At 65.2% G+C, this 21,445-nt stretch carries 16 protein-coding genes and 1 tRNA gene; 10 read left to right on the top strand and 7 right to left on the bottom strand.

Translation table 11 applies throughout. The features are described 5' to 3' along the window. Positions 1-15 precede the first annotated feature (15 nt). Positions 16-1,293 (bottom strand): PQQ-dependent sugar dehydrogenase, encoded by a 1,278-nt coding sequence (locus tag ASD76_RS12350; protein WP_082553818.1) that lies wholly within the window; start codon positions 1,291-1,293, stop codon positions 16-18. Positions 1,294-1,458: 165 nt separating this feature from the next. On the opposite strand from ASD76_RS12350, the gene ASD76_RS12345 reads away from it, so the two are divergent. Together ASD76_RS12345 and ASD76_RS12340 are read left to right on the top strand one after the other, a co-directional pair. Next, positions 1,459-2,454, top strand: a complete 996-nt coding sequence (locus ASD76_RS12345) for an SPFH domain-containing protein (protein WP_055924246.1) — start codon at positions 1,459-1,461, stop codon at positions 2,452-2,454. Between the two features lie 6 nt (positions 2,455-2,460). After that, entirely contained in the window at positions 2,461-2,940 is a 480-nt protein-coding gene (locus tag ASD76_RS12340) for an NfeD family protein (protein ID WP_055923353.1), read from the top strand. A gap of 2 nt (positions 2,941-2,942) precedes the next feature. Here ASD76_RS12340 and ASD76_RS12335 read toward each other — a convergent pair whose 3' ends face one another. Then, positions 2,943-3,890: a complex I NDUFA9 subunit family protein gene (locus ASD76_RS12335; RefSeq protein WP_055923352.1), complete on the bottom strand. Its 948-nt coding sequence runs from the start codon at positions 3,888-3,890 to the stop codon at positions 2,943-2,945. Positions 3,891-4,073: 183 nt separating this feature from the next. Here ASD76_RS12335 and ASD76_RS12330 point away from each other — a divergent pair. From ASD76_RS12330 to ASD76_RS12305, 6 genes are all read left to right on the top strand, one after another. Then, positions 4,074-4,160, top strand: a tRNA-Leu gene (locus ASD76_RS12330). A gap of 200 nt (positions 4,161-4,360) precedes the next feature. Next, positions 4,361-5,920 (top strand): carotenoid oxygenase family protein, encoded by a 1,560-nt coding sequence (locus tag ASD76_RS12325; RefSeq protein ID WP_156457711.1) that lies wholly within the window; start codon positions 4,361-4,363, stop codon positions 5,918-5,920. A gap of 12 nt (positions 5,921-5,932) precedes the next feature. Next, positions 5,933-6,886 carry a polysaccharide deacetylase family protein gene (locus ASD76_RS12320; protein ID WP_055923350.1) on the top strand — a complete coding sequence of 318 codons (954 nt, stop codon included), beginning with the start codon at positions 5,933-5,935 and terminating at the stop codon, positions 6,884-6,886. Next, a complete protein-coding gene (locus ASD76_RS12315) occupies positions 6,886-8,979 on the top strand; it encodes a PQQ-dependent dehydrogenase, methanol/ethanol family (protein ID WP_055923349.1) in 2,094 nt (697 codons plus the stop codon). Before ASD76_RS12320 ends, ASD76_RS12315 begins: the two co-directional genes overlap by 1 nt. Positions 8,980-9,000: 21 nt before the next feature. Beyond that, positions 9,001-9,600: a nuclear transport factor 2 family protein gene (locus ASD76_RS12310; RefSeq protein ID WP_055923348.1), complete on the top strand. Its 600-nt coding sequence runs from the start codon at positions 9,001-9,003 to the stop codon at positions 9,598-9,600. Positions 9,601-9,651: 51 nt separating this feature from the next. Further along, positions 9,652-10,929 carry a metal-dependent hydrolase family protein gene (locus ASD76_RS12305; protein ID WP_055923347.1) on the top strand — a complete coding sequence of 426 codons (1,278 nt, stop codon included), beginning with the start codon at positions 9,652-9,654 and terminating at the stop codon, positions 10,927-10,929. Between the two features lie 145 nt (positions 10,930-11,074). Here ASD76_RS12305 and ASD76_RS12300 read toward each other — a convergent pair whose 3' ends face one another. The 3 genes from ASD76_RS12300 to ASD76_RS12290 all read right to left on the bottom strand — a co-directional run bounded on the left by ASD76_RS12300 (position 11,075) and on the right by ASD76_RS12290 (position 14,255). Beyond that, positions 11,075-11,413, bottom strand: a complete 339-nt coding sequence (locus ASD76_RS12300) for a GIY-YIG nuclease family protein (protein WP_055923346.1) — start codon at positions 11,411-11,413, stop codon at positions 11,075-11,077. 68 nt (positions 11,414-11,481) lie between these two features. Beyond that, the gene (locus ASD76_RS12295; protein WP_055923345.1) at positions 11,482-13,080 is read right to left on the bottom strand and encodes a phytoene desaturase family protein; all 1,599 of its coding nucleotides are present in this window, start codon (positions 13,078-13,080) and stop codon (positions 11,482-11,484) included. After that, entirely contained in the window at positions 13,077-14,255 is a 1,179-nt protein-coding gene (locus ASD76_RS12290; protein WP_055924244.1) for an aromatic ring-hydroxylating oxygenase subunit alpha, read from the bottom strand. Before ASD76_RS12290 ends, ASD76_RS12295 begins: the two co-directional genes overlap by 4 nt. A 36-nt stretch (positions 14,256-14,291) precedes the next feature. Between ASD76_RS12290 and ASD76_RS12285 the strand changes: the two genes are divergently transcribed. Further along, entirely contained in the window at positions 14,292-14,888 is a 597-nt protein-coding gene (locus tag ASD76_RS12285; RefSeq protein ID WP_055923344.1) for a TetR family transcriptional regulator C-terminal domain-containing protein, read from the top strand. Here the strand turns inward: ASD76_RS12285 and ASD76_RS12280 are convergent. Then, on the bottom strand, positions 14,862-16,097 hold the full coding sequence (locus tag ASD76_RS12280) for an amino acid permease (protein WP_235506715.1): 1,236 nt from the start codon (positions 16,095-16,097) through the stop codon (positions 14,862-14,864). The two genes, ASD76_RS12285 and ASD76_RS12280, sit on opposite strands and share 27 nt — an antisense overlap. Before the next feature lie 410 nt (positions 16,098-16,507). On the opposite strand from ASD76_RS12280, the gene ASD76_RS12275 reads away from it, so the two are divergent. Continuing rightward, positions 16,508-18,796, top strand: a complete 2,289-nt coding sequence (locus ASD76_RS12275; RefSeq protein WP_235506713.1) for an arylsulfatase — start codon at positions 16,508-16,510, stop codon at positions 18,794-18,796. Positions 18,797-18,857: 61 nt separating this feature from the next. Here ASD76_RS12275 and ASD76_RS12270 read toward each other — a convergent pair whose 3' ends face one another. After that, entirely contained in the window at positions 18,858-21,326 is a 2,469-nt protein-coding gene (locus ASD76_RS12270) for a TonB-dependent receptor (RefSeq protein ID WP_235506711.1), read from the bottom strand. Positions 21,327-21,445 lie beyond the last annotated feature (119 nt).

Raw genomic sequence — 21,445 nt, 5'->3', positions numbered from 1 at the left:
GGATTAGAACCAAGCTTAGCTCCCAGGCGTGACGCGCAGGATCGCCCCAGCAGTCTCGTCAGTCAGGATGTAGAGCGAACCGTCAGGCGCCACCCGCACGTCGCGCAGGCGCTGACCGAGGTTGGAAAGCAGCTCTTCCTTCCACACCACGTGGCCATCGGGCGAAAGCCTGAAGTGCACCAGCGAGCGGTTCATCGCTGCAAGCAACATGTCGCCCTGCCACTGCGGGAACGACGCCCCGCGATAGATGGCGAGGTTGCCGGGATTGCCCGAGGGCGGTCCGAAGGCCCACACCGGATCGGTCATGCCCTCGACATTGCGAGTGCCCTTCTTCGCCGGCTCGGCGTTGTAGTGGAACCCCTGGGTGACATCCATCCAGCCGTAGTTGCCGCCGCGCTGGATCAGGTTGACCTCGTCGCCGCCACGCGGGCCAAACTCGGTCTCCCACAGCCGGCCGGTGGCGGTGTCGAAGTAGAGGCCGGTCGGGTTGCGGTGGCCAGTCGACCAGGTCTCCGGCTTGGCGCCCGGCTGGCTAGCGAAGGGGTTATCCTTTGCCGGGCTGCCATCGAGATTGAGGCGCAGGATCTTGCCGAAGTGGTTGGAGGGGTCCTGCACCTTCTCGCCGAAGTTGCGATCGCCGCTGGTGACGAACAGGTGGCCTTCGTTGTCGATCGCCATGCGGCCACCGAAGCTGCCGAAAGCCGGGCCCTGGCCGCAGCACTTGGGCGGCAGTGGCGGCTTGCCGTACCAGGCGTCGGCCACGAAGATGTCCTTCACCTCGGTCAGCTTGTAGGCGCCGTCCCACTTCGCGCGCATCACTGCCAGCGTCGAATTGACGTTGGGCGCTGGGTTGGCGCCCTCGGCCGGATCGGCCTTGCTGTAAGCGAGGTAGATGATCCGGTTGCTGGCGAAGTTCGGGTCGAGCACGATGTCGGTCAGCCCGGCGATGCCCGGAGCGAAGATCGCCGGCAGGCCTTCGATCGGCTTGGGATCGAGCACGCCGTTGCGGACGATCCTCAGGCGGCCGGGCCGCTCAGTGACCAGCATCCCGCCATCGGGCAGGAAGGCAAGCGCCCACGGGTGATCGAGGCCCTTGGTCACGACTTCGACATGCAGCTTGGCGTCGGCGCCCTGCACGTCCCATGGGCCGTCACCCAAAGCCGGCGTCGGCGGCGGGCCCGCAGGCCTTGCCGCTGCCGGGGCTGCCGCAGGGGCCGGCGCATTCTGCGCCGAAACGACGGTCCCCGACGCGGCCAGCACCATGCACACGGCCGTCAACGCAAGCTTCTTCATGAACGATCCTCCCAGACCCTGATTCCGTTTATCGGCAGCTTCTCTAGGCGGACACCTCACCGCGCACAATCAGGCCCGGTGATTAGCTGCGCGTCGCTTTCGCTTGCCCCCGGTCCGGCGCAAGCTACCATGGCTGCCACGGACGATTTCGGGGGAGTGAAGTCCATGTACGCAGTCATCGGTGCCCTGGTCTTTGTCATGCTCGTCTTCCTGATGATGGGCGTGCGCGTTGTCCGTCAGGGATACGTCTACACGGTCGAGCGCCTCGGCAAGTTCACCCTCTCGGCCGAGCCGGGCCTGCACCTGATCGTGCCGTTCGTCGATCGCGTCGGCCAGAAGGTCAACATGATGGAGCAAGTGCTCGACATCCCCGGTCAGGAAATCATCACCCGCGACAACGCCATGGTCGGCGTCGATGCGGTGGTGTTCTTCCAGGTCCTCGATGCGGGCAAGGCAGCTTACGAGGTGCACAACCTCTACGCCGCGATCATGGCCATCGTGACCACCAACTTGCGCACCGTGATGGGCTCGATGGACCTCGACGAGACGCTGTCCAAGCGCGACGAGATCAACGCCCGCCTGCTCGGCGTGGTCGATCACGCCACCAGCCCCTGGGGCGTCAAGATCACCCGCGTCGAGATCAAGGACATCCGCCCGCCGATCGACATCTCCGAAGCCATGGCGCGGCAGATGAAGGCGGAACGTTTGAAGCGTGCCGAGATCCTCGAAGCCGAAGGCGAACGCGCCAGCCGCATCCTGCGCGCCGAGGGCGAGAAGCAGTCGGCCATCCTCTCGGCAGAGGGCAAGAAGGAAGCCGCGTTCCGTGACGCCGAGGCCCGCGAGCGCGCGGCCGAGGCCGAAGCGCGGGCGACTGAAGTCGTGTCCCAGGCGATCTCGCAATCGGGCAACCAGGCGATCAACTACTTCATCGCCCAGGAGTATACGAAAGCGATCGGCAAGTTCGCCACCAGCCCCAACGCCAAGACCATCCTGTTCCCGATCGAAGCCACCCAGCTCATCGGCACCCTCGGCGGGATCGGCGAGATGGCGCGCGAGATACTCGGCGATGGGCGCAAAGGCGATGTCACAACCCCGCTCGAGCTACCCAAGGGAGCGCCGCGCACCGCCGTCCCGCGCACAAGAGGCGAGGGGGAGGAGTAAGCGTTGATGGACTGGCTCAATGGCCTCGAAGCGCATTGGGTCTGGCTGACCCTGGGGCTGTTGCTCGCCGGCCTCGAGATGCTGGTGCCGGGCGTCTATCTCATCTGGCTGGCCGTCGCTGCGATCATCACCGGCGTGATGACGGTCGGGCTCGACCTGTCATTCCCGATGCAGGTGGTCGACTTCGTGTTCCTGTCCCTGATCGTTGCCTTCTCCGCCAAGCGGTTCCTCGGCCAGAAGCCGATCGAGAGCTCCGATCCGCTGATGAACCGTCGCGGTGCGCGGATGGTCGGGGAGACCGCCTTGGTGGTCGAGGCGATCGAGCACGGCAGCGGCCGGGTAAAACTCGGCGACAGCGAATGGATCGCCCGCGGCCCCGACACAGCCAAGGGCGAGCGGGTGCGAATCCGCGGCACCGAAGGGTCGATGCTGCTGGTCGAACCGGTGAACCTGCTAGGCGACGAGAGCACCCAAGGGGCGAACTAGCCTCAGGCCAGCTCGTTCTTCGTCCCGAAGCGGCCGTGCTTGCGGTAGCGCATCATCCAGCGGTCGAGGAACAGCCCCAACGGCTTGGGCTGCACACCCAGCTTGTCGCAGCCCGGGAACTGCCCCGACGCCACGTTGCCGCGCTTGAGCAGCTTCCATTGGTCGGAATTCATCGGCGAGCCGGGCAGCACTGCGAACAGCGAAGCGAGCGCATCGGGCATGTGGAAGAAGGCGCGCTCGCGGCCCTGGGCCTTGGCGATTCTCCGATGCAGATCTTCGACCGTCAGCACTTCGGGCCCTGCGATCTCGTAAGTCTTGCCACCATGGCTGCCGGGGTCGGCCAGCGCGTTCACGATCGCTTCGGCCGCATCGTCCACGAACAGCGGCTGAAGCCGAGATTCGGCGCCAAATACCGGCAGGGCGGGGAGCGCGGCAATCAGCCCGGCGAACAGGCTCACGAACTTGTCTTCATCGCCGAAGAGGACCGAGGGGCGCACGATCGTCGCCTTGGGGAAAGCCTCGCGCACCAACTGCTCGCCTTCGCCCTTGGACGAGGCGTAGCCGCTGTCCGAAGCCGGGTCAGCGCCGAGTGCAGAGATGTCGACGAATGCCTTGGCACCGTTGGCCGCCGCCGACTTCGCGGCTTCTCCAGCACCTTCGGCCTGAAGTTCGAACTGCCCGTCGCCGAATGTGCCGACGAGGTAGACGACCGCGTCGGCGCCGTGTGTGGCCGCCTCGATACTGCGCTTGTCACGGACATTGGCGCGCATGAACTGGATCTGCCCGAGATTGGCGAGCGCGCGCAGATGATAGGCCTGCTCCGGGTTCCGCTCGGCGATCCTGACGCGGGCGCCGCGGCGCAGCAGCACCTCGGCGACATGCGAGCCGAGGAAGCCTCCGCCGCCGATCAGCACCACGATTTTGTCTTCGAGCGAATCCACTTGCGCCATTGCCTGTTTCCAACCCGGCCGGCGTGTCGCCGGTTCCTATAAAGCTCTCGCGCGGCCCATGCCGCATGCCGGCGAGCCTCGCAAGCCGCACTGGGCCGCATCGCGGCGATTGACAACGCCCCCTCCCCTTCGCTAGTGGCCCGCGCCTACCCGCCGCCGGCCTAAGACGACCGCGCGGCCCGTGCCCAGATGGCGGAATTGGTAGACGCACCAGCTTCAGGTGCTGGCGCTCGCAAGGGCGTGGAGGTTCGAGTCCTCTTCTGGGCACCATTTTCTGCGGCGTGATCGCCGCCCTTCCGGGCCAAATCTCCGCCCTCGCGCGATTTTTGCGCACGGCCTCACTTGCCAAACGCGGTCAATCGGACAAGCATGGCGTCAAAGCGGCGGGAAGCCGTTGGGGAGGTTGGGCTGTGAAGGACGAGAACGCCGTTTCGGCGGCCGCATCGGGTGATTCCACGAACGGAACGCAATTGAATCGGCGCCTTTTTCTGGGTGCGGCGACTGTTGGGACGGGCGCGGCGCTTTCGGGGCTGACGATGGCGGTTCCGGCCATGGCGCAGAGCGCGGCATCCGTGGCACCTCAGGTCGACTTTCCCGATGGACGCCAGGCGTTTGGCGGCGGCGGCAGCGCTGGCGGGGCGGTGAACCGGGCGGAAATCGACCTTTACGATTGCGAAGTCGAAGGCGCCTGGCCGAAGGACCTCGACGGGGTGTTCTATCGCGTCGGGCCCGATCCGCAGTACCCGAAGGATCCGAAGTACGCCTCCGACATCGTGTTCGATGGCGAGGGGCACGTCAGCATGTTCCGCATCAAGGACGGGCATGTCGACTATCGCACGCGCTACGTCCGCAACCAGCGTTGGAAAGCGCAGCATGAGGCGCGGCGCTCGCTGTTCGGGATGTACCGCAATCCCCTGACCGACGACCCGAGCGTCAAGGACCTCAGCCGTGGCACTGCGAACACGCAGCTGTTCCTGCATCACGGCAAACTGCTGGTGTTCAAGGAGGACAGCCCGCCGGTCTACATGGACCCGCTGACGCTGGAGACGCTCGACGATTACTACACGTTCGGCGGCAAGCTCGCGAGCCAGACCCACACCGCGCACCCGAAGATCGACCCGCTGACCGGCGAGTACATCGGCTTCGGCTACGAGGCGAACGGGTTTCTCTCAAAGGACATCTTCGTCTTTTCGGCCGACCGCAACGGCGAGGTGAACTGGAGCACCACAGTGCAGGCGCCCTATGCCGGGATGATGCACGACTTCGCGGTCACCCAGACCCATATCGTGCTCTACCTGACGAACATGGTTGCCGACGCGAACCGCATCCAAGCGGGCGGGGTGCACTTCTCCTACAATTCGCAGGCGCCCTGTTACCTCGGCGTCATGCGCCGTGGCGGCGACGGCAAGGATCTCCGGTGGTTCAGGGGGCCGAACCTGTTCTGCACTCACGTCATGGGCGGCTGGTCCGATGGCGACAAGATCACCGTCGACTGGGATGGGGGCGAGGGCAACCAGTTCCCGTTCTTCCCGAGCCTGCACGAACCGTTCGATCCGGCGAAATCGCGCGGGCTGATCCGGCGCTTCACCGTCGACCTGTCGAGCCGAACCAACGATCGCTTCCAGAGCGAGACGCTATTCCCGCAAGTCAGCGGTGTGCTCTCGCGGCAGGACGACCGGTTCCACACGCTGCCCTACCGCTACGGCTACCTCAACAGCCCAGGACCCGGCGGCGGGTGGTCGATCATCGATCATCAGGAGAAGACGGTGCAGGTCGCCTCGGTGCCCGACTACTCGCTGTCCGAAATGACCTTCGTTCCGCGCAAGAAGGATGCGCCAGAGGGCGACGGTTATCTGATCGGGATCGGCAGCAGCATGAAAGAAGGCGGCCGCTCGGACCTGATCCTGATCGACACCAAGGACGTTGCCGCCGGCCCGGTCGCCCGGGTGAGGATGCCGTTCCCGGTCGTCGGCCAGGTCCATGGGTTCTGGGCCGACGCGAGCCAGATTCCCGGCCTGTCCCACGCCTAAGCCGAACGACGCGTGGCCGGTCTCCTGAGGTTTCTGCTGGCGGTCGCCGCGCTCGTCCTGGGGCTGGGCGCCACGCCTGCGCTTGCGCAGGAGGGGAAACGCATCGCGATCAGCTTCGACGACGCGCCGCGCCATCCGGGTGGCTTCATGACACCGGACCAGCGGACGGCCGCGCTCATCGCCGGGCTGGCCGAGGCTGGGGTCGAGCAGGCGGGGTTCTTCATCACGACCGGCAACCTCGAGACCGATTTCGGCAAGGGCGGAGAGGAGCGGATCCGGGCCTATGTCGCGGCCGGGCATGTGATTGGCAATCACTCCCACAGCCATACCTGGCTCTCGCAGAACAGCGCGGCGGACTACATCGCCGACCTCGACCGGGCAGAGGCCTGGCTTGCCGGGAAGCCGGGCAAACGGCCGTGGTATCGCTTTCTCTATCTCGACGAGGGACGCGACTTGGCGCGGCGCGATGCCTTGCGCGCGGCGCTCCGCGAGCGCGGGCTGATGAATGCCTATGTGACGATCGACGACTACGACTGGGCGATCGACGACCTTGCCCGCAAAGCGGTCGAGGCGAAGCGGCCGATCGATAAGGACGCCCTGCGCGATCTCTATGTCGAGACGATCGTCGGAACGGCGGACTTCTATGATGCGATGGCTCGCGAGACTCTGGGCCGCCAGCCTGCCCATGTCCTGCTGCTGCACGAGACCGACATCGCGGGACTGTTCATCGTCAACCTGATCAAGGGCCTGCGCGCGGCCGGCTGGACCATCGTGACTATGGATGAAGCCTATGCAGACCCGATCGCGCGGAGCGAGCCGGACACGCTTTACCTGGGCGGCGGACGACTGGCGGCTCTGGCCAATATCGCGGGGAAGAACCCGCAGAGCCTGGTCTATGAAAGGACGAACGAGGCGGTGCTTGAGAAGTTGTTCGAGGAACGGGTGATCGTGCGGGGGAGCCGGTAGTGCGGGCACAGCTGGTGAGGCAGGCGATTGGTCTTGCCTTGGGTCTTGGCCTCATCGCCGCCGTCCTGCCGGTTGCGGCGCAGGAAAGCGGTCCCGCGCGGGTCGATCATGCGCGCTTGCTCGATGCTGACCGCAATGCCGGGCAGTGGATGAGCAACGGGCGCACTTATGACGAGCAGCGCTTCAGCCCGCTGACCCAGATCAACGCCGGTAACGTGAACCAGCTCGGCCTCGCCTGGTATGCCGACATCGCCACGACGCGTGGGATGGAGGCGACGCCGCTGGCGATCGACGGGGTGCTCTACAACGTCCAGCCGTGGAATATCGTCACCGCCTATGACGCCAAGACCGGGCGAGTGCTGTGGGCCTACGATCCGCACGTGCCGCTCAAGTATGGGCGCATGGCCTGCTGCGATATTGTCTCGCGCGGGCTCGCGGCGTGGAAGGGCAAGATCTACGTCGGCACGCTCGATGGGCGGCTGATCGCGCTCGACGCGCGGACCGGGAAGCCGGTGTGGTCCGAACTGACGGTCGACAACTCCAAGTCCTACACCATCACCGGCGCCCCTCGGGTTTTCGACGGCAAAGTGCTGATCGGCAACGGCGGCGCGGAGCTGGGGGTGCGTGGCTACGTTACCGCCTATGACGCCGAGACCGGGAAGCAGCTTTGGCGCTTCTACACAGTGCCGGGCGACCCCGCCGCGGGGTTCGAGAACGCGGCGATGGAGATGGCCGCCAAGACCTGGACCGGCGAGTGGTGGAAGGCCGGCGGCGGCGGGACCGTGTGGGACAACATCTCGTACGATCCCAAGCTCAAGCTGATCTACATCGGCACCGGTAATGGGTCGCCCTGGGTGCGGAAGTGGCGCAGCCCGGGTGGCGGGGACAATCTGTTCCTGGCCTCGATCGTGGCGCTCAAGGCCGATACCGGCGAATACGTCTGGCACTATCAGACGACACCTGGCGAGGAGTGGGACTACACCGCCACGCAGCAGATGATCCTGGCCGACCTCCCGATTGGCGGGCGAACGCGCAAGGTGCTGATGCAGGCGCCGAAGAACGGGTTTTTCTATGTGCTCGACCGGGAGACCGGGGAGCTGATCTCGGCCAAGACTTACGTGCCGATCAACTGGGCGAGCGGGGTCGACATGGCCACGGGGCGGCCGGTCGAAAATCCCGCGGCGCGCTATGGAATTGTGCCCACGATGGTCTCGCCCGGCGCGGGCGGGGGGCATAACTGGAACCCGATGGCCTTCAGCCCGATGACCGGCCTGGTCTATATCCCGGTATCCGAAACCTACATGGCCTATGCCGCCGCCGAGAGCTTCGATCCGGCACGGCCTTCGCTCGGCACCAGCTTCTCCGGCCATGATGCTCAGCGCAAGACGATTGCCGAATACGCCGACGCCCATTCGCGCGGCTGGCTTTCGGCCTGGGACCCGGTGACGCAGCGTGAAGTCTGGCGCGTTCCCTCGCCCCAGAAGGGCAGCGGAGGCGTGCTGGTAACCGCAGGGAACCTGGTGTTCGAAGGGACCATCGGCACGACCTTTGCGGCTTACCGCGCCGATACCGGAGAGAAGGTCTGGGAGATGCCGGTGCAGCAAGTGCCGATCTCTGCGCCGATCACCTACATGGTCGATGGCGAGCAATATGTCGCGGTCAACGCCGGTTGGGGCGGAGGCCTCGCGCATGTCGAGCGCTCTGCCTATTCGCAGCTGTTCCTCTCGAAGCCGCGCCTGCTGGTGTTCAAGCTGGGCGGCAAGGCGACGCTGCCGCCGCTGCCCGCGGAATCGGTCGAAGTGCCCGAGCTTTCCGCACCGCCCGCGCTCACGGGTTCGCCCGAACTGGTCGCGCGCGGCGAGCAACTCTACGGTGCCAACTGCGCGCTATGTCACGGCAACGCCGCGCGCGGCGGGGTCAAGGACTTGCGCCACATGACACCGGCCACGCACGCTGAGTTCCTCAGCATCGTCATCGGAGGCCAGCGTGCCGCGAACGGCATGGCGAGTTTCGCCGACGTGCTGTCGCGGGACGAGGCCGAGGCCATTCACCACTACCTGATCGCGCGCGCCAACGAGGATTGGGGACACTGAGGCATGGGGAGAATTAGAGAGATGTCCGTTAGCACTGCCTGCAAGTCCGCCCTGGCGGCGGCTGTCCTTGTCCTTGGCGCGCTGCCCGGCGCGGCCAGCGCTGCGCCCAACTATTCGCCCACTTACGGCCAGGACCGCGCCGAGATCGAGGACCTGATGGCGCGCTACCTGTTCGCCATCGATTACTTCGACTGGGATGCCTACGTCGCCACCTTCACTGAGGACGGCGAGTTGGAGTTCGCCAGCGGCACCTCCAGGGGCCGCGAGGCCATCCGCGAGGCCGTGACCAGCTTCGCCAAGGGGATCGGCCGCTTCTACCACACTGAAGACGGCAAGCCCGCGATCCTGCGCCACGTGATCCTGCAAAGCTCGATCCGCGTCGAAGGCGAGCGCGCCTGGGGACGCACCCTGTGGCTCGAGATGGCCAACCATGGCCCGGGCGACACGATGAAGATGGGCACTTACGGGATCTACGAGGATGAGTTCAAAAAGGTCGACGGCCAATGGCTGATCGCCAAGCGCCGCGTGCTCAACGAGTTCATCCCCAAGCGCCAGTCGGGTCCGAACAATCCGGTGGCGGATATGGATGCACTGGCGGAGGCGTTTCTGGCGGGGAAGTGAGCCGGAAATAGGTATTTCCTACAGGCCGAGGCAGGGTCTAAGCCTCTTGGAATGAGACCCTTCCTCGCGCTCGCCCTCGCCAGCCTCGCACTAGCCGCCACGCCTGCCCAGGCCCGCTCGCTTTATGTCGAGGCTGGTCGACTGCTCGATGTCGAAACCGGTCAGGTCAGCACCGGCCAGTGTCTGCTAACCCAGGACGAGCGGATCGCGCGGATCGAGCCGTGTGGTGCCACGCCAGCGGGCGCTGAGCGGGTCGACTGGTCGGCGTACACCGTGCTGCCCGGCCTGATCGACCTGCACACCCATCTGGCTGACGCCGGGCAGGACGCTGACCTCTCGCTGCCGCTCAAGACCTCCCCGCAAGCCACCGCGTTGATCGGGGCGCAGAACGCGCGAACCACGCTGCTGGCGGGCTTCACCACGGTGCGCGATGTCGGCACTTATCGCGGGCTAACCGACGTGGCGTTGCGCGACGCGATCAACCTTGGCCGCGTGCCGGGGCCGCGCATGTACGTCGCCGGCGCCTATATCACCACGCCCGGCGGCGGGGGTGAACTCAACGGTGTGGTGCCCAACGATCAGCTTCCGCCCGACATGCGCCTCGGCGTTTCGTCCACGCCCGAGGAGTCGCGCCAGAAGGCCGAGTTCCTGTTCGCCAACGGGGTCGATTTCCTCAAGCTGATCGCCACCGGCGCGGTTCTCGCCGTTGGCACTGACGTCAACCAGCCCGAGCTGAGCGAAGACCAGATGCGCGCCGCAGTCGAAGTCGCCCGCGCCCACGGCTCTTACGCCACGGCCCACGCCCACGGTGCCGAGGGCCTCAAGGCCGCGATCCGCGCCGGGGTCCGCTCGATCGAGCACGCCAGCCTGATCGACGACGAGGGCCTGCGCATGGCCAAGGACAAGGGCGTGTGGCTGGTGATGGACATCTTCAATGGCGACTACATCGAGGAAGTCGGCACCAAAGAGGGCTGGCCCGCCGAATACCTCGAAAAGAACCGCGCCACGACCGACCTCCAGCGCGAGAACTTCGCCAAGGCCGTGCGGATGGGCGTGCGGATCGGTTTCGGCACGGATGCCGGGGTCTATCCCCACGGCATCAATGCACGCCAGTTCGCCTATATGGTGCGGTATGGGATGACGCCGCTGCAGGCGATCCGCTCGGCCACGATCGATGCGGCGACGCTGGTTGGGCACGACGGAGAGTTTGGATCGCTCAAGGCCGGCAAGTTTGCGGACATGATTGCCGTGCAGGGTGACCCGTTGACGGATGTGCGGGTGCTGGAAAGCGTCGCCGGTGTGGTGAAGGGTGGGGAGCAGTATCGCTAGGGTTGGGCTTTGTAGAGCCGACTGGGTCCCCGCGTTCGCGGGGATGACGAAGGATGTGATCAGGGAAATTGGGACGCGGAAGATTTGACGGAATTGGGAAGTAGTCACTCGAACCCGAGTGTACTCAAGCCTTCCCTAATCATCGTCATCCCCGCGAACGCGGGGACCCAGTCAGCTCCAATGGCGCAAACCCCAGATCCTCAGCCAGGTCCCGCCAACTAAGGTTATCCCGCTCGATCAGCTCCAGCTTCCACACACGGAGCCATTTCTTGATCCGCTTCTCGCGCAAGATGGCGAGCTCCATCGTGCCGTGCTGCTCGAACCAGACCAGCCGTTTCACCTTGTGGTCACGCGTGAAGCCGGAGATCAGCCCCTCCCGATGCTGGTAAATCCGCTGCATCAGGTCTGACGTGACACCCACATAAAGGGTGCCGTTGCGCTTGTTCGCCAGGATGTAGACCGTCGGCTGGAATTCCCTCTGCACTCGCAGAGCCTACTGGGTTCCCGCGTTCGCGGGAATGACGAGGGGAGGGAGATGCATCCATCCCGAACCTACAAAAACCGCCGCACGCTGCCGCCGTCGCCGATCACCACTTGCGCGCAGTTATGCCCCGGCGCGCCGGTCACACCGCCACCCGGATGCGCCCCGGCGCCGCACATGTAGAGGCCGCCGACCGGCCCGCGGTAGTTGCCGTGGCCGAGGACCGGCCGCGCGGACCACAGCTGATCGAGCGTCATATTGCCGTGCATGATGTCGCCACCCGCGAGGCCGAGCTTGCGCTCCAGTCCTTTGGGCGAAAGCACCTGGCGACCGAGGATCGAGGCGCGAAAGCCGGGGGCGTGGGCTTCGACCGTGTCGATGATCGTATCGGCGGCTGCGCCCTCTTCGGCGTCCCAGTCGCGCCCATCGGGAAGCTCCGGGGCGAACTGCTGGCAGAACAGGCTGGCGACGTGCTGGCCCGGAGGGGCGAGGCTGTCGTCGACGGTCGAGGGGATCAGCATCTCGACGATCGGCTTCTTCGACCAGCCGAACTGCTTCGCGTCGAGGAAGGCGCGGTCCATGTAGTCGAGGGTCGGGGCGAGGATGATGCCCGACTGGTGGTGCTCACCGGGTTCCGGCAGGCAAGTGAAACGCGGCAGCTCGCTGAGCGCGACGTTCATGCGGAATGTGCCCGAGCCGGCCTTGAAGCCCTTCATCCGGCGGTTGAAGTCCGCCGAAAGGTCGCTTGCCGCGAACATGCGGTCGTAGAGGATCTTCGGGCCGACATTGGCGATCACGCGGCTGGCGGCGATCTCCTCACCGCTTTCCAGGCGCACGCCCGCCACGCGGTTGCCGTCGACCAGCACCTGCTGGACCGGGCTTTCCAGGCTGATCTCAACGCCCAGGTCCTGGCAGACCTTGGCCATGATCTGGGTGATCGTGCCCATGCCGCCGACCGAATGGCCCCAGGCGCCCTTCTTGCCGTTCACCTCGCCGAACACGTGGTGCAGCAGGACATAGGCCGAGCCGGGGGTGTCGGGGCTGGCGTAGTTGCCGACCACCGCGTCGAACCCGAACGCGGCCTTGACCGCCTCGCTCTCGAACCATTGGCCAAGGAAGCTTGTGGCCGACTTGGTGAACAGGTCGAGCACGTCGCGCTTCTGTTCGAGCGATAGCTTGGCCAGGCCGCGACCTTGGAGCGCGCCATCGACCAGCGTGCGCCAGCCTTCGCCGACGTTGGGCGGCGCCTTGAGCGCGAGGCCGCGCAGCACTTCGGCCACGGTTTCGAGCGCGTCGTAGTATTGCGGCAGGACCTCGGCATCGTGGGCCGAGAACTTGCGGAACTCCGCCTGCGTTCGTTCCAGCCCGCCGCCGAGCTTGAGGTAGCCGCCGTCCTCCTGCGGCAGGAAGTTCGAAATCGGTCGTTCGATCACGCGATAGCCGTGCTGGGCCAGGCGCATGTCTTCGATGACCTTGGGCTGCAGCAGGCTGACGGTGTAGCTCGCCACCGAGTTGCGGAAGCCGGGGTGGAATTCCTCGGTGACCGCTGCCCCGCCGACGACGTCGCGCCGTTCGAGCAGGCGCACCTTGAGGCCCGCGCGGGCGAGGTAGAAGGCGCAGACGAGGCCGTTGTGGCCCGCGCCGATGATCAGAGCGTCGTACTTCTTCATGCTTCCCTTCCGCTCCAGCCCTTGGCTGGCCGTTGTTCCTGCCGCGCTGCCGGGATGATCTCGCGCATCCGCTTGCAGAAGTGGCGCAGGCATACTTCCTTGTCCGACAGCGGGCCGACCGAGAAGCTGCGCGAGCTCATGCCCTGCTGCACGCGGGTGATGAGCTCGGTGTCCTCGGCGTTGACCTGCCGGTTGATGCGCCAGTTGAGGTAGCGCGCGGCTTTCATCTCGCGACGGTCGTCGGGCAGGGCGTAGCTGATCTCGCGGATCATGCTCGTGGTCGGGCTGACCGGCAGCCACTGCATGAAGTCGACCTGGTCGGGGTAGATGTCGAACGCGACGTTGGGCCAGAGCTTGAAGTAGAGCCAGCCGCGCTGGCGGTCTTCGGGCAAGTGCGGCACGTTCGGCAGCACGTTCTGGTATGCGCGTTCGGACCAGTTGCGCGACGGTTGGTCGACCAGGTCGCCCCACATGCGATCGACGTGCTCTTCGGCTTCGACGCCGTAGCTCTTGCCGAACAGGCGGGTGAGGCCGGGGTGGGCGACGGGGATGTGCAGGCCGTCGGAGTAGTTGTCGCCGATGTTCTTCCAGTTCACCTCGCGCGGACGCATTGTGACGCGGCCGAACGCTTCGAGCGCTTCGAGGCGGTAGGGTTCGACCATCGCCTCATAGGGCGCCATCATCTGGGCGACCGAGGGGCCGCCCTCGTCCTTAAGGCGCACGAAGATGAACCCGCGCCAGATCTCCAGGTCGACCGGCGCCAGGCCATGGCGCGACTTGTCGAGGCCGGGATAGCTGGCGCTGTCGGGCACGCCGACCAGCGAACCGTCGAGTTCGTAAGTCCAGGCGTGGTAGGGGCACACGAGCCGCTTGGCGCACCCACTCGATCCATCGACCACGCGCGAGCCGCGGTGGCGGCAGACGTTGGTGAAGGCGCGAACCTGGGCGTCCTTGCCCCGGATCACGATCACGCTTTCGCCGATATATTCGAGCGTGTGCCAGTCGCCGGCCTCGGGCACGTCGTTGACGTGGCAGACCACCTGCCAGCTCGGCGCGAACACGCGTTCCTTCTCGAGCTCGAAGAACTCGGGATCGTCGTAGGTCCAGGCTGGTAGGGACCAGCCGTCCTGCGGATCGGTGTTGTCACCGGTCCATAGTTGCGGACGTGATGCCACTTGCGACTCCTTGCTATACACGCGTATAACAAGCTCATGGCATCCCGGCAATCGGCCTTCACGCGCTCAGCGCCCGACGAACGACGGCAAAGCCTGATCGAAGCGACTGCGCGCTGCCTGGCGGAGAGGGGTGCGGCGGGGGTGTCGGTACGGGCGATCTGTGCCGAGGCCGGGGTCTCGCCGGGCTTGTTGCGGCACTACTTCGCGGGTGTGTCCGATGCGATTGCCGAGACTTACCGCTGGACCGGCGCCCGCGTGGCCAACGCGCTTTCGGATGCCGTCGCCAGCGCGGCACCTGAACCCCGGGCGCGCCTGCTCGCCTACCTGACCGCCAGCTTCCGCCCGCCGATTGCCGACCCTGAACTTCTCGCCACCTGGATCGCATTCTGGAGCCTGACCCGCAGCGACCCGGCGATCGCGCAAGTCCAGGCGGAGATCTATCGCGACTTCCGCAGCGGCATCGAAGTGCTGGTGGACGAATGGCGCCCGGGAACGGACACGCGTCTTCCCGCTGTTGCCCTGACAGCGCTGATCGACGGGCTGTGGCTCGAACTCAGCCTCGGCCAGGCGCCCTTCACTCCCGAGGAGGCGGAGCGCCTTGCCGAGCTATGGCTGGACGGTCTGCTGCGCTGAGGTGCGCCGCGACCACCAGTAGATCGGCAGGCCCGCCGCCATCAGCACCAGGCTGAGGCCGCTCGCCCCAATGCCTGCGCCCCAGAGCATCCAGATCGCATAAGCTGCGCCCACAATGGCCCAGCCGCGCGCGATGTTCAGCCGTACCGCTGTCAGCGCGCAGGCGAGGTAGAGCCACAGCGAGGCGGAGGTCGAAAGCAGCAGCAGGAACTCGAACAGGCCCTGCAGGCTGCGGCTGGAGTTCGCCAGCGCGAACAGGCTGGCGATTACCGAGGATACCAGCAGGCCCCGCCGCGGCGTTCCCTTGGCGTCGGTCCCGGCGAGCCAGGCCGGCAGCATCCCCCGCTCGGCCATGCTACGGGTCATCTCGCCCTGCATCAGGATCCACCCGTTGAGCGCGCCGACACAGCTGATGACCGCGAACACCGCGATCAGCGCAGCCGGGCCGGGGCTCCAGTACCGCTCAACGAAGCTGGCGAACGGGGCCGGAGAGGAGGCGGCAATTGCCTCGGGCAGCATCAGCGCGATGGCCGAGCAGACCGTCAGGTAGAGCACCCCGGTAAGGCCGGTCCCCCACATGGTCGCGCGCGGCACGTTTACCGCCGGATCGCGCACTTGCGCGGCGGCGATGCTGGCGCACTCGAAGCCGAGTAGCGCCCAGAGGGTCAGGGCCGCGGCTCCGTTGAGGGCGGTGAGCGAAATCGTCTCCGGCTTGAACGGGGTGAGGTGGCCGGTCCCAGTCGCCAGCGCACCCGCGGCCAGGACCAGCACGACAAACAGCGGCACGACCTTCAGTGCCACGGTGACCACCTGGAAGCTCCCGGCCTCCTTCACTCCGCGCAAGTTGAGCAGCGTGATCAGCCACAACAGCACCACCGCTCCAATGGCCGGCAGGAAAGCGTGCGCCGACAGGGCCGGGATCATGCTCGACAGATAGCTGATCGCGGCGACGGCGATGGTCACGACGGCGGTCCAGATCGACACCAGGTAGACCCAACTGATCAGGAACCCCGGCACCGCGCCGAAAGCCTTCTCGACGAACCCCACCGCGCCCACAGCCTCGGGCAAGGCCCGTGTGAGCCGCGCCAGCACCCAGGCGAGCACCAGCGCGCCCGATATGGTGATGATCCATCCTCCGACCGCGTTCCACCCGAACGGAGCAAGGCTCGCGGGCAAGAGGAACACGCCCGAGCCGATCATGTTGCCCATGACGAGCGCCGTGGCAGCGATCAGGCCGAGTTTGCGCGCGGATGGGTTTGAGGTTGGACTAGCGATCTGGCTCTCTCCCGCGCCGTTGCCTAGCGCAATGGATAGGCTGGCGCGTGCGACCCGTCCATCTCGTCCGCACTCCATTCCCCCGTGGATGAGAGGCGAGGAGGATACCAAGCCCCTCACTTTTAATCTCGTCATCCCCGCGAACGCGGGGACCTAGTCGGCTCTTGGCGTGTGTCGCCCTGGGTTCCCGCGTTCGCGGGAATGACGAAGAAAGGAGGGGGAGGGATGAGGGGGTGGGACTAGGTAGACACTCAGGCCGGCATCCCACGAATTCCGGGGTTTGACCCGATATCCCCGGCAGGGTCGGCCAATAGGGTGCGCGGCTCATCCCGATGGAGAGTCGCATGGCCGCCAAGACCCCCGAAATCCTTCCCCGCCCGGATTTCCACTTCCAGGGCGAAGTGGGCCGGACCTTCAAGGACTCCGACCCGGCAACCTTTCCGCAGCCCATCCAACCGCCCGAGGGTGCGCCGAATATCGTGCTGATCCTGCTCGACGATGTCGGCTTCGGGCAATTCGAGACTTTCGGTGGCGGCGTACCGTCGCCGACGATGGACCGGCTGGCGAAGGAGGGGCTGCGCTACAACTACTTCCACACCACCGCACTGTGCAGCCCCACGCGCGCCGCGCTGATCACCGGGCGCAACCATCATTCCACCTCGTTTGCGGGAATCACCGAATGCGCGACCGGCTATGACGGCTATACCTGCATCTTGCCGCGCAACTGCGGCACGGTGGGCGAGGTGCTGCGCCAGAACGGCTACATGACCGCCTGGATCGGCAAGAACCACAACACCCCGACCTGGGAGACCAGCGCTTCCGGCCCCTATGACCGCTGGGCCAACGGCCTCGGCTTCGACTATTTCTACGGCTTCAACGCGGGGGACATGAACCACTGGCACCCGCTGCTGTTCGAAAACCGCGACCTGGTGCCCGCGTCCGAGGACCCGGACTATCATCTCACCGAGGACCTAGCCGACAAGGCCATCAAGTGGGTGCGCAAGGTCAAGAGCATCGCGCCTGACAAGCCCTATTTCCTCTACGTCGCCCCGGGCGCCACTCACGCCCCTCACCAGGCGCCCAAGGAGTGGATCGACCAGTTCAAGGGCAAGTTCGACATGGGCTGGGATGCCTATCGCGAACAGACGCTGGAGCGGCAGAAGAAGCTCGGCGTCGTGCCCAAGGACACCTTGCTGACCGAACGGTCAAAGGGCCTTCCCGCGTGGGACGGCCTCAACGCCGACCAGAAGCGGCTCTATGCCCGGATGATGGAAGTGTTCGCAGCTTATGGCGCGCAAGCCGATGCCGCCATGGGGCGGGTGATCGACGCAGTGAAGGCCCTGCCCGACGCCGACAACACGATCATCATCTACATCGCCGGCGACAACGGTTCGAGCGCCGAGGGTGGCCTGGAAGGGTCGCTCAACGAGAACATCTTCTTCAACGGGTTTCCGGAGAAGTGGGAAGACAACCTAAAGGCCATCGACGAACTCGGCGGCCCCAAACACTTCAACCACTTCCCGTCATCCTGGGCCCACGCGATGAACACGCCGTTCCAGTGGACCAAGCAGGTGGCGAGCCACTTTGGCGGCACCCGCAATCCGATGATCGTGTCCTGGCCCGACCGGATCAAGGACAAGGGCGGGCTGCGCGACCAGTTCCTCCACGTTATCGACATCGTGCCGACGATCTACGAGGTATGCGGGATTACCCAGCCGAGCGAGCTCAACGGCATTATGCAGAAACCGATCGAGGGTTTGAGCTTCGCCCACACCTTCGGCGACGCCAAAGTCCCATCGAAGCGCAAGACCCAGTACTTCGAACTGGCGGTCAACCGTGGGCTCTATCACGAGGGCTGGATGGCCTCGGCGCCTTCGTTCGTCCCGTGGGATCCCAAACGCGACGAAAACTGGAACCCCGACACCCAGGTGTGGGAACTCTACAAGCTCGATGAGGACTTTTCGCAAGCCAAGGACCTGGCGAGCAAGCATCCCGACAAGCTACGCGAACTGCAGGACATGTGGTGGGTCGAAGCGGCCAAATACAGCGTGCTACCGCTCGATTGGCGCGGGACGATCCGCATGAACGCCGAGCTGATGGGCCGGCCGAACATGGTGGGTGACCGGACCAAGGCAACCTATTACGAAGGCATGGTGGCGCTGCCGGCGGCGGCCTGTTTGCCGATGCTCAACAAGTCGTGGACCATCTCGGCGGAGATCGACGTGAGCGACGACAGGGCCGAGGGGATGATCGTCACGCAGGGTGGCTCGGAAGGCGGCTATGGCCTCTACTTGCGCGGCGGGAAGCCGGTGTTCGTCTACAACTTCCTTGGGATCGAGCGGACCACGGTCGTAGGGGACGCACCGCTCGGCAAGGGCAAGCACAGCGTCGTCGTCGACTTCAAGTACGACGGCGGCGGCATGGGCAAGGGCGGCGCGTTCACGCTCAAGGCCGATGGTAAGTCCGTCGCCACCGGGCGCATCGAGCGCTCCGTGCCGGTACAGTTCGCGATTTTCGAAGGCCTGGATATCGGCATCGACAACGGCTCAGCCGTCGATTGGACCTACCAGATGCCGTTCAAGTTCACCGGCAAGATCGAGCGGGTGGATGTCGAGGTCAAACCCGGCAAGTAGCGCGTGAGTGCCGGGCTAAGGGGACGGGCAGGCGCCGCACGCACCTGCCCGATCCTCTCCCTTAGAAGTCGCTGCCGAACTTGAGCCCGACCACGCGCGGACGGATCACGGCGTCGTAGAAGACGCCGCCTCCGGCAGTCAGGCCGTCGGGGTCGCCGCACACCGTTTCCTGGCACTGCAGGCTGGTATCGAGGCGTCCGTTCCCGTCGAACAGGTTGGTCGCGTAGAGTTCGAGACGATAGGTGTCGTTGCTGATCCCGATGCTGAAGTCCGCCGTTGCATAAGACGGGATCGTGCCCTTGATCTCGTTCTGCAAGGTACGCAGGTCGCTCCGCCGGTCGCCGACGTAGGTGGCGGCTCCCTGGACGTGCGCAGTCCAGTCGTTGAAGACCGGGATTTCATAGCGGGCGACGAAGTTACCCTTGAACTTCGGCACCGTCGGCAAGCGGGTACCCGCCGGGGCGAGCAGTTCGTTGTCCGTCGGCGTGGTGCAGTCGAACTCATCGTTGGCGATGGCGCAGAAGTCCCTGCGGATATCGGCATCGTTGTAGCTGCCGCCCAGGCTCAGGCTCACGCCATTGGCGTAATAGCCGAAGTCGAACTCGGCGCCGCGAATGCGGGCGATGCCGGCGTTGCGGATTTCGGTGAGGCCGTTGGCGCCGATGAAGGACAGCTGGATGCCGTTCCAGTCCTGCTGGTACACCGCCAGGTTGAACCGGACGTCGCCGAACGTGGTCTTGAGGCCGAGTTCGTAGTTGTCGAGTTCATCCGGACCATAAGGCGGCAAGGTACCGCGCCGGTTGATGCCGCCCGGCCTGAATCCGCGCGACCATGTGGCATAAGTCATGATGTCGGGCGTGATCTTGTAGGTCAGGTTCAGCTTGTGGATGAAGTCGGTGTCCGACGTCGTCTTGTCGAGGTTGGTACAGGGCGATCCCTCAACCACGGCCGGCGCGAAACACTGCGATTCGCCGGTGCTGCCGGAATAGCCGGCGCCGTAACCGAAGAACCCGACCAGCGAGTTCTTGTAGTTGTAGACGCGGACGCCGCCAGTCAGCGTCAGGTCGTCCATCAGGTCGTAGCTGACTTCGCCGAACACCGCGTAGTCGCGATCGGTACGCTTCTGTTCGGTCAGCCAGATGTTGTCGGTGGTTCCGGTCACCTGGAGCACGTCAGCCAGGTCGTCGATGATGTAGTGCTGGGTGATGTGGTGCTCTTGGCGTTGCGCGAAGAGACCGCCGATGACTCTCAGACGGTTTTCCGCCGGAGAAGCGATACGCACTTCGCCGAACATGCGGCGGTATTTGTCTGCGCCCTGGATGTACTGGTTCGGGCTGATCTGCTCGCCGGCGTTGTCGTAGAGATAGGAGGCATAGCCGGCCAGCGCGTCGTAGAAATACGAATAGTCGGAATAGTCCTGAATGACCTCGTCATTGCGCCACAAGTAGCCGCCCGTGGTGACCAGGTCCCAGTTGCCGAGCGTGCCTTCGATGGTCAGCGCGGCCTGGACCCATTCGTCCTTGAAGTATTCCGGGTTGTACTGGACGACCTGCAGCCTGTCGTTGGTGGCAGAGCTGCGTTCCTGCTCGAAGAACCCGTGGGCCTTGGTCGACTGGCCCATAATCGTCGGGCGCAGCGTCCAGCTGTCGTTGAGATCGATGCCCAGCGCGATGCGGCCGCCGAATGTCTCGACGTCGTTGTAGTTGTTTTCGACCAGGCTCGCGTTGTCCTGGGTGATGTCGTCGCCCGGCAGATCAACGAGAACGTCGTCAGTATCGGGGTCGTTGTCGTCGTCGACAAATTGCTTGATCGGGAAAGTGCGGGTGCCGTGGATATTGTCGATGTAGCCGGCGTCGCGAGTGTACCAACCCACCACGCGCACCGCAGCGCTGTCGCTGATCGGCAGGTTGTAGAAGCCTTCGGCCATGCCGCCCGTTCCGCCGTGGGCGACCGAGTTCAGTTCCAGGTCAACAGCGCCATAAGACGAGCCGACATCCGGCTGGTTGGTGATGATGCGCAGGGTGCCTGCCATCGAGCTGGCGCCGTAAAGCGTGCCCTGCGGACCCGCAAGCGCTTCGATCCGGTTGATGTCGTAGGCGTGGATGTCGAGCGAGCCCTGGATCGTGGTGACGGGCATTTCGTCGAGATAGGTGCCCACGGTCGGCAGCGAGGCCGAGTGGTTGGCGTTTTCGCCCGAGGCGACACCGCGGAAATAGAGTTGCGAGAAGCCCGGCCCCAAGGTCTGGATGGTGACCGAAGGCAGGAAGCGCACGGCATCTTCGATGCTGCTGACCTGCAGGTTCGACAGCTGTTCGTTGCCAAGCGCGGTGATCGCGATCGGCACGTCCTGCAAGTTCTGTTCGCGCTTCTGCGCCGTGACGATGATGACGTTGCCGCCGCTCGAGGCAGGCGCTTCAGCGGCACCCGGCTCATCCTGCGCGGCGGCTGGCGTTACTGCCGCCAGCGATGATCCCGCGAGCAATGAAATGGCCAAACGCCGAGTGGTCTTGGCCGAACGTAACCTCATCATGTGTAGCGCCTCCCCGAAGGCTTATCCCGGAAGCAGTGCGCCACATAAGAAGAGCGGTAACAACAGAAATTAGACCGGCGCATCATTGCGCTGCACAAATCCTGCAACACTATGACATT

It is taken from the genome of Altererythrobacter sp. Root672, assembly GCF_001427865.1.
Lineage (GTDB): Bacteria > Pseudomonadota > Alphaproteobacteria > Sphingomonadales > Sphingomonadaceae > Croceibacterium_A.
The sequence above is the reverse complement of the archived record's forward strand: the minus strand, read 5'-3'. Positions and strand labels throughout refer to the sequence as shown.

What these genes read in the sequence shown, in the direction of transcription:
- ASD76_RS12280 (WP_235506715.1), bottom strand. Translation starts at nt 16,097, where the DNA reads ATGGGCAACATGATCGGCTCGGGCGTGTTCCTCTTGCCCGCGAGCCTT.
- ASD76_RS12305 (WP_055923347.1), top strand. Translation starts at nt 9,652, where the DNA reads ATGAGACCCTTCCTCGCGCTCGCCCTCGCCAGCCTCGCACTAGCCGCC.
- ASD76_RS12310 (WP_055923348.1), top strand. Translation starts at nt 9,001, where the DNA reads ATGTCCGTTAGCACTGCCTGCAAGTCCGCCCTGGCGGCGGCTGTCCTT.
- ASD76_RS12350 (WP_082553818.1), bottom strand. Translation starts at nt 1,293, where the DNA reads ATGAAGAAGCTTGCGTTGACGGCCGTGTGCATGGTGCTGGCCGCGTCG.
- ASD76_RS12340 (WP_055923353.1), top strand. Translation starts at nt 2,461, where the DNA reads ATGGACTGGCTCAATGGCCTCGAAGCGCATTGGGTCTGGCTGACCCTG.
- ASD76_RS12270 (WP_235506711.1), bottom strand. Translation starts at nt 21,326, where the DNA reads ATGATGAGGTTACGTTCGGCCAAGACCACTCGGCGTTTGGCCATTTCA.
- ASD76_RS12275 (WP_235506713.1), top strand. Translation starts at nt 16,508, where the DNA reads ATGGCCGCCAAGACCCCCGAAATCCTTCCCCGCCCGGATTTCCACTTC.
- ASD76_RS12345 (WP_055924246.1), top strand. Translation starts at nt 1,459, where the DNA reads ATGTACGCAGTCATCGGTGCCCTGGTCTTTGTCATGCTCGTCTTCCTG.
- ASD76_RS12335 (WP_055923352.1), bottom strand. Translation starts at nt 3,890, where the DNA reads ATGGCGCAAGTGGATTCGCTCGAAGACAAAATCGTGGTGCTGATCGGC.
- ASD76_RS12295 (WP_055923345.1), bottom strand. Translation starts at nt 13,080, where the DNA reads ATGAAGAAGTACGACGCTCTGATCATCGGCGCGGGCCACAACGGCCTC.
- ASD76_RS12285 (WP_055923344.1), top strand. Translation starts at nt 14,292, where the DNA reads ATGGCATCCCGGCAATCGGCCTTCACGCGCTCAGCGCCCGACGAACGA.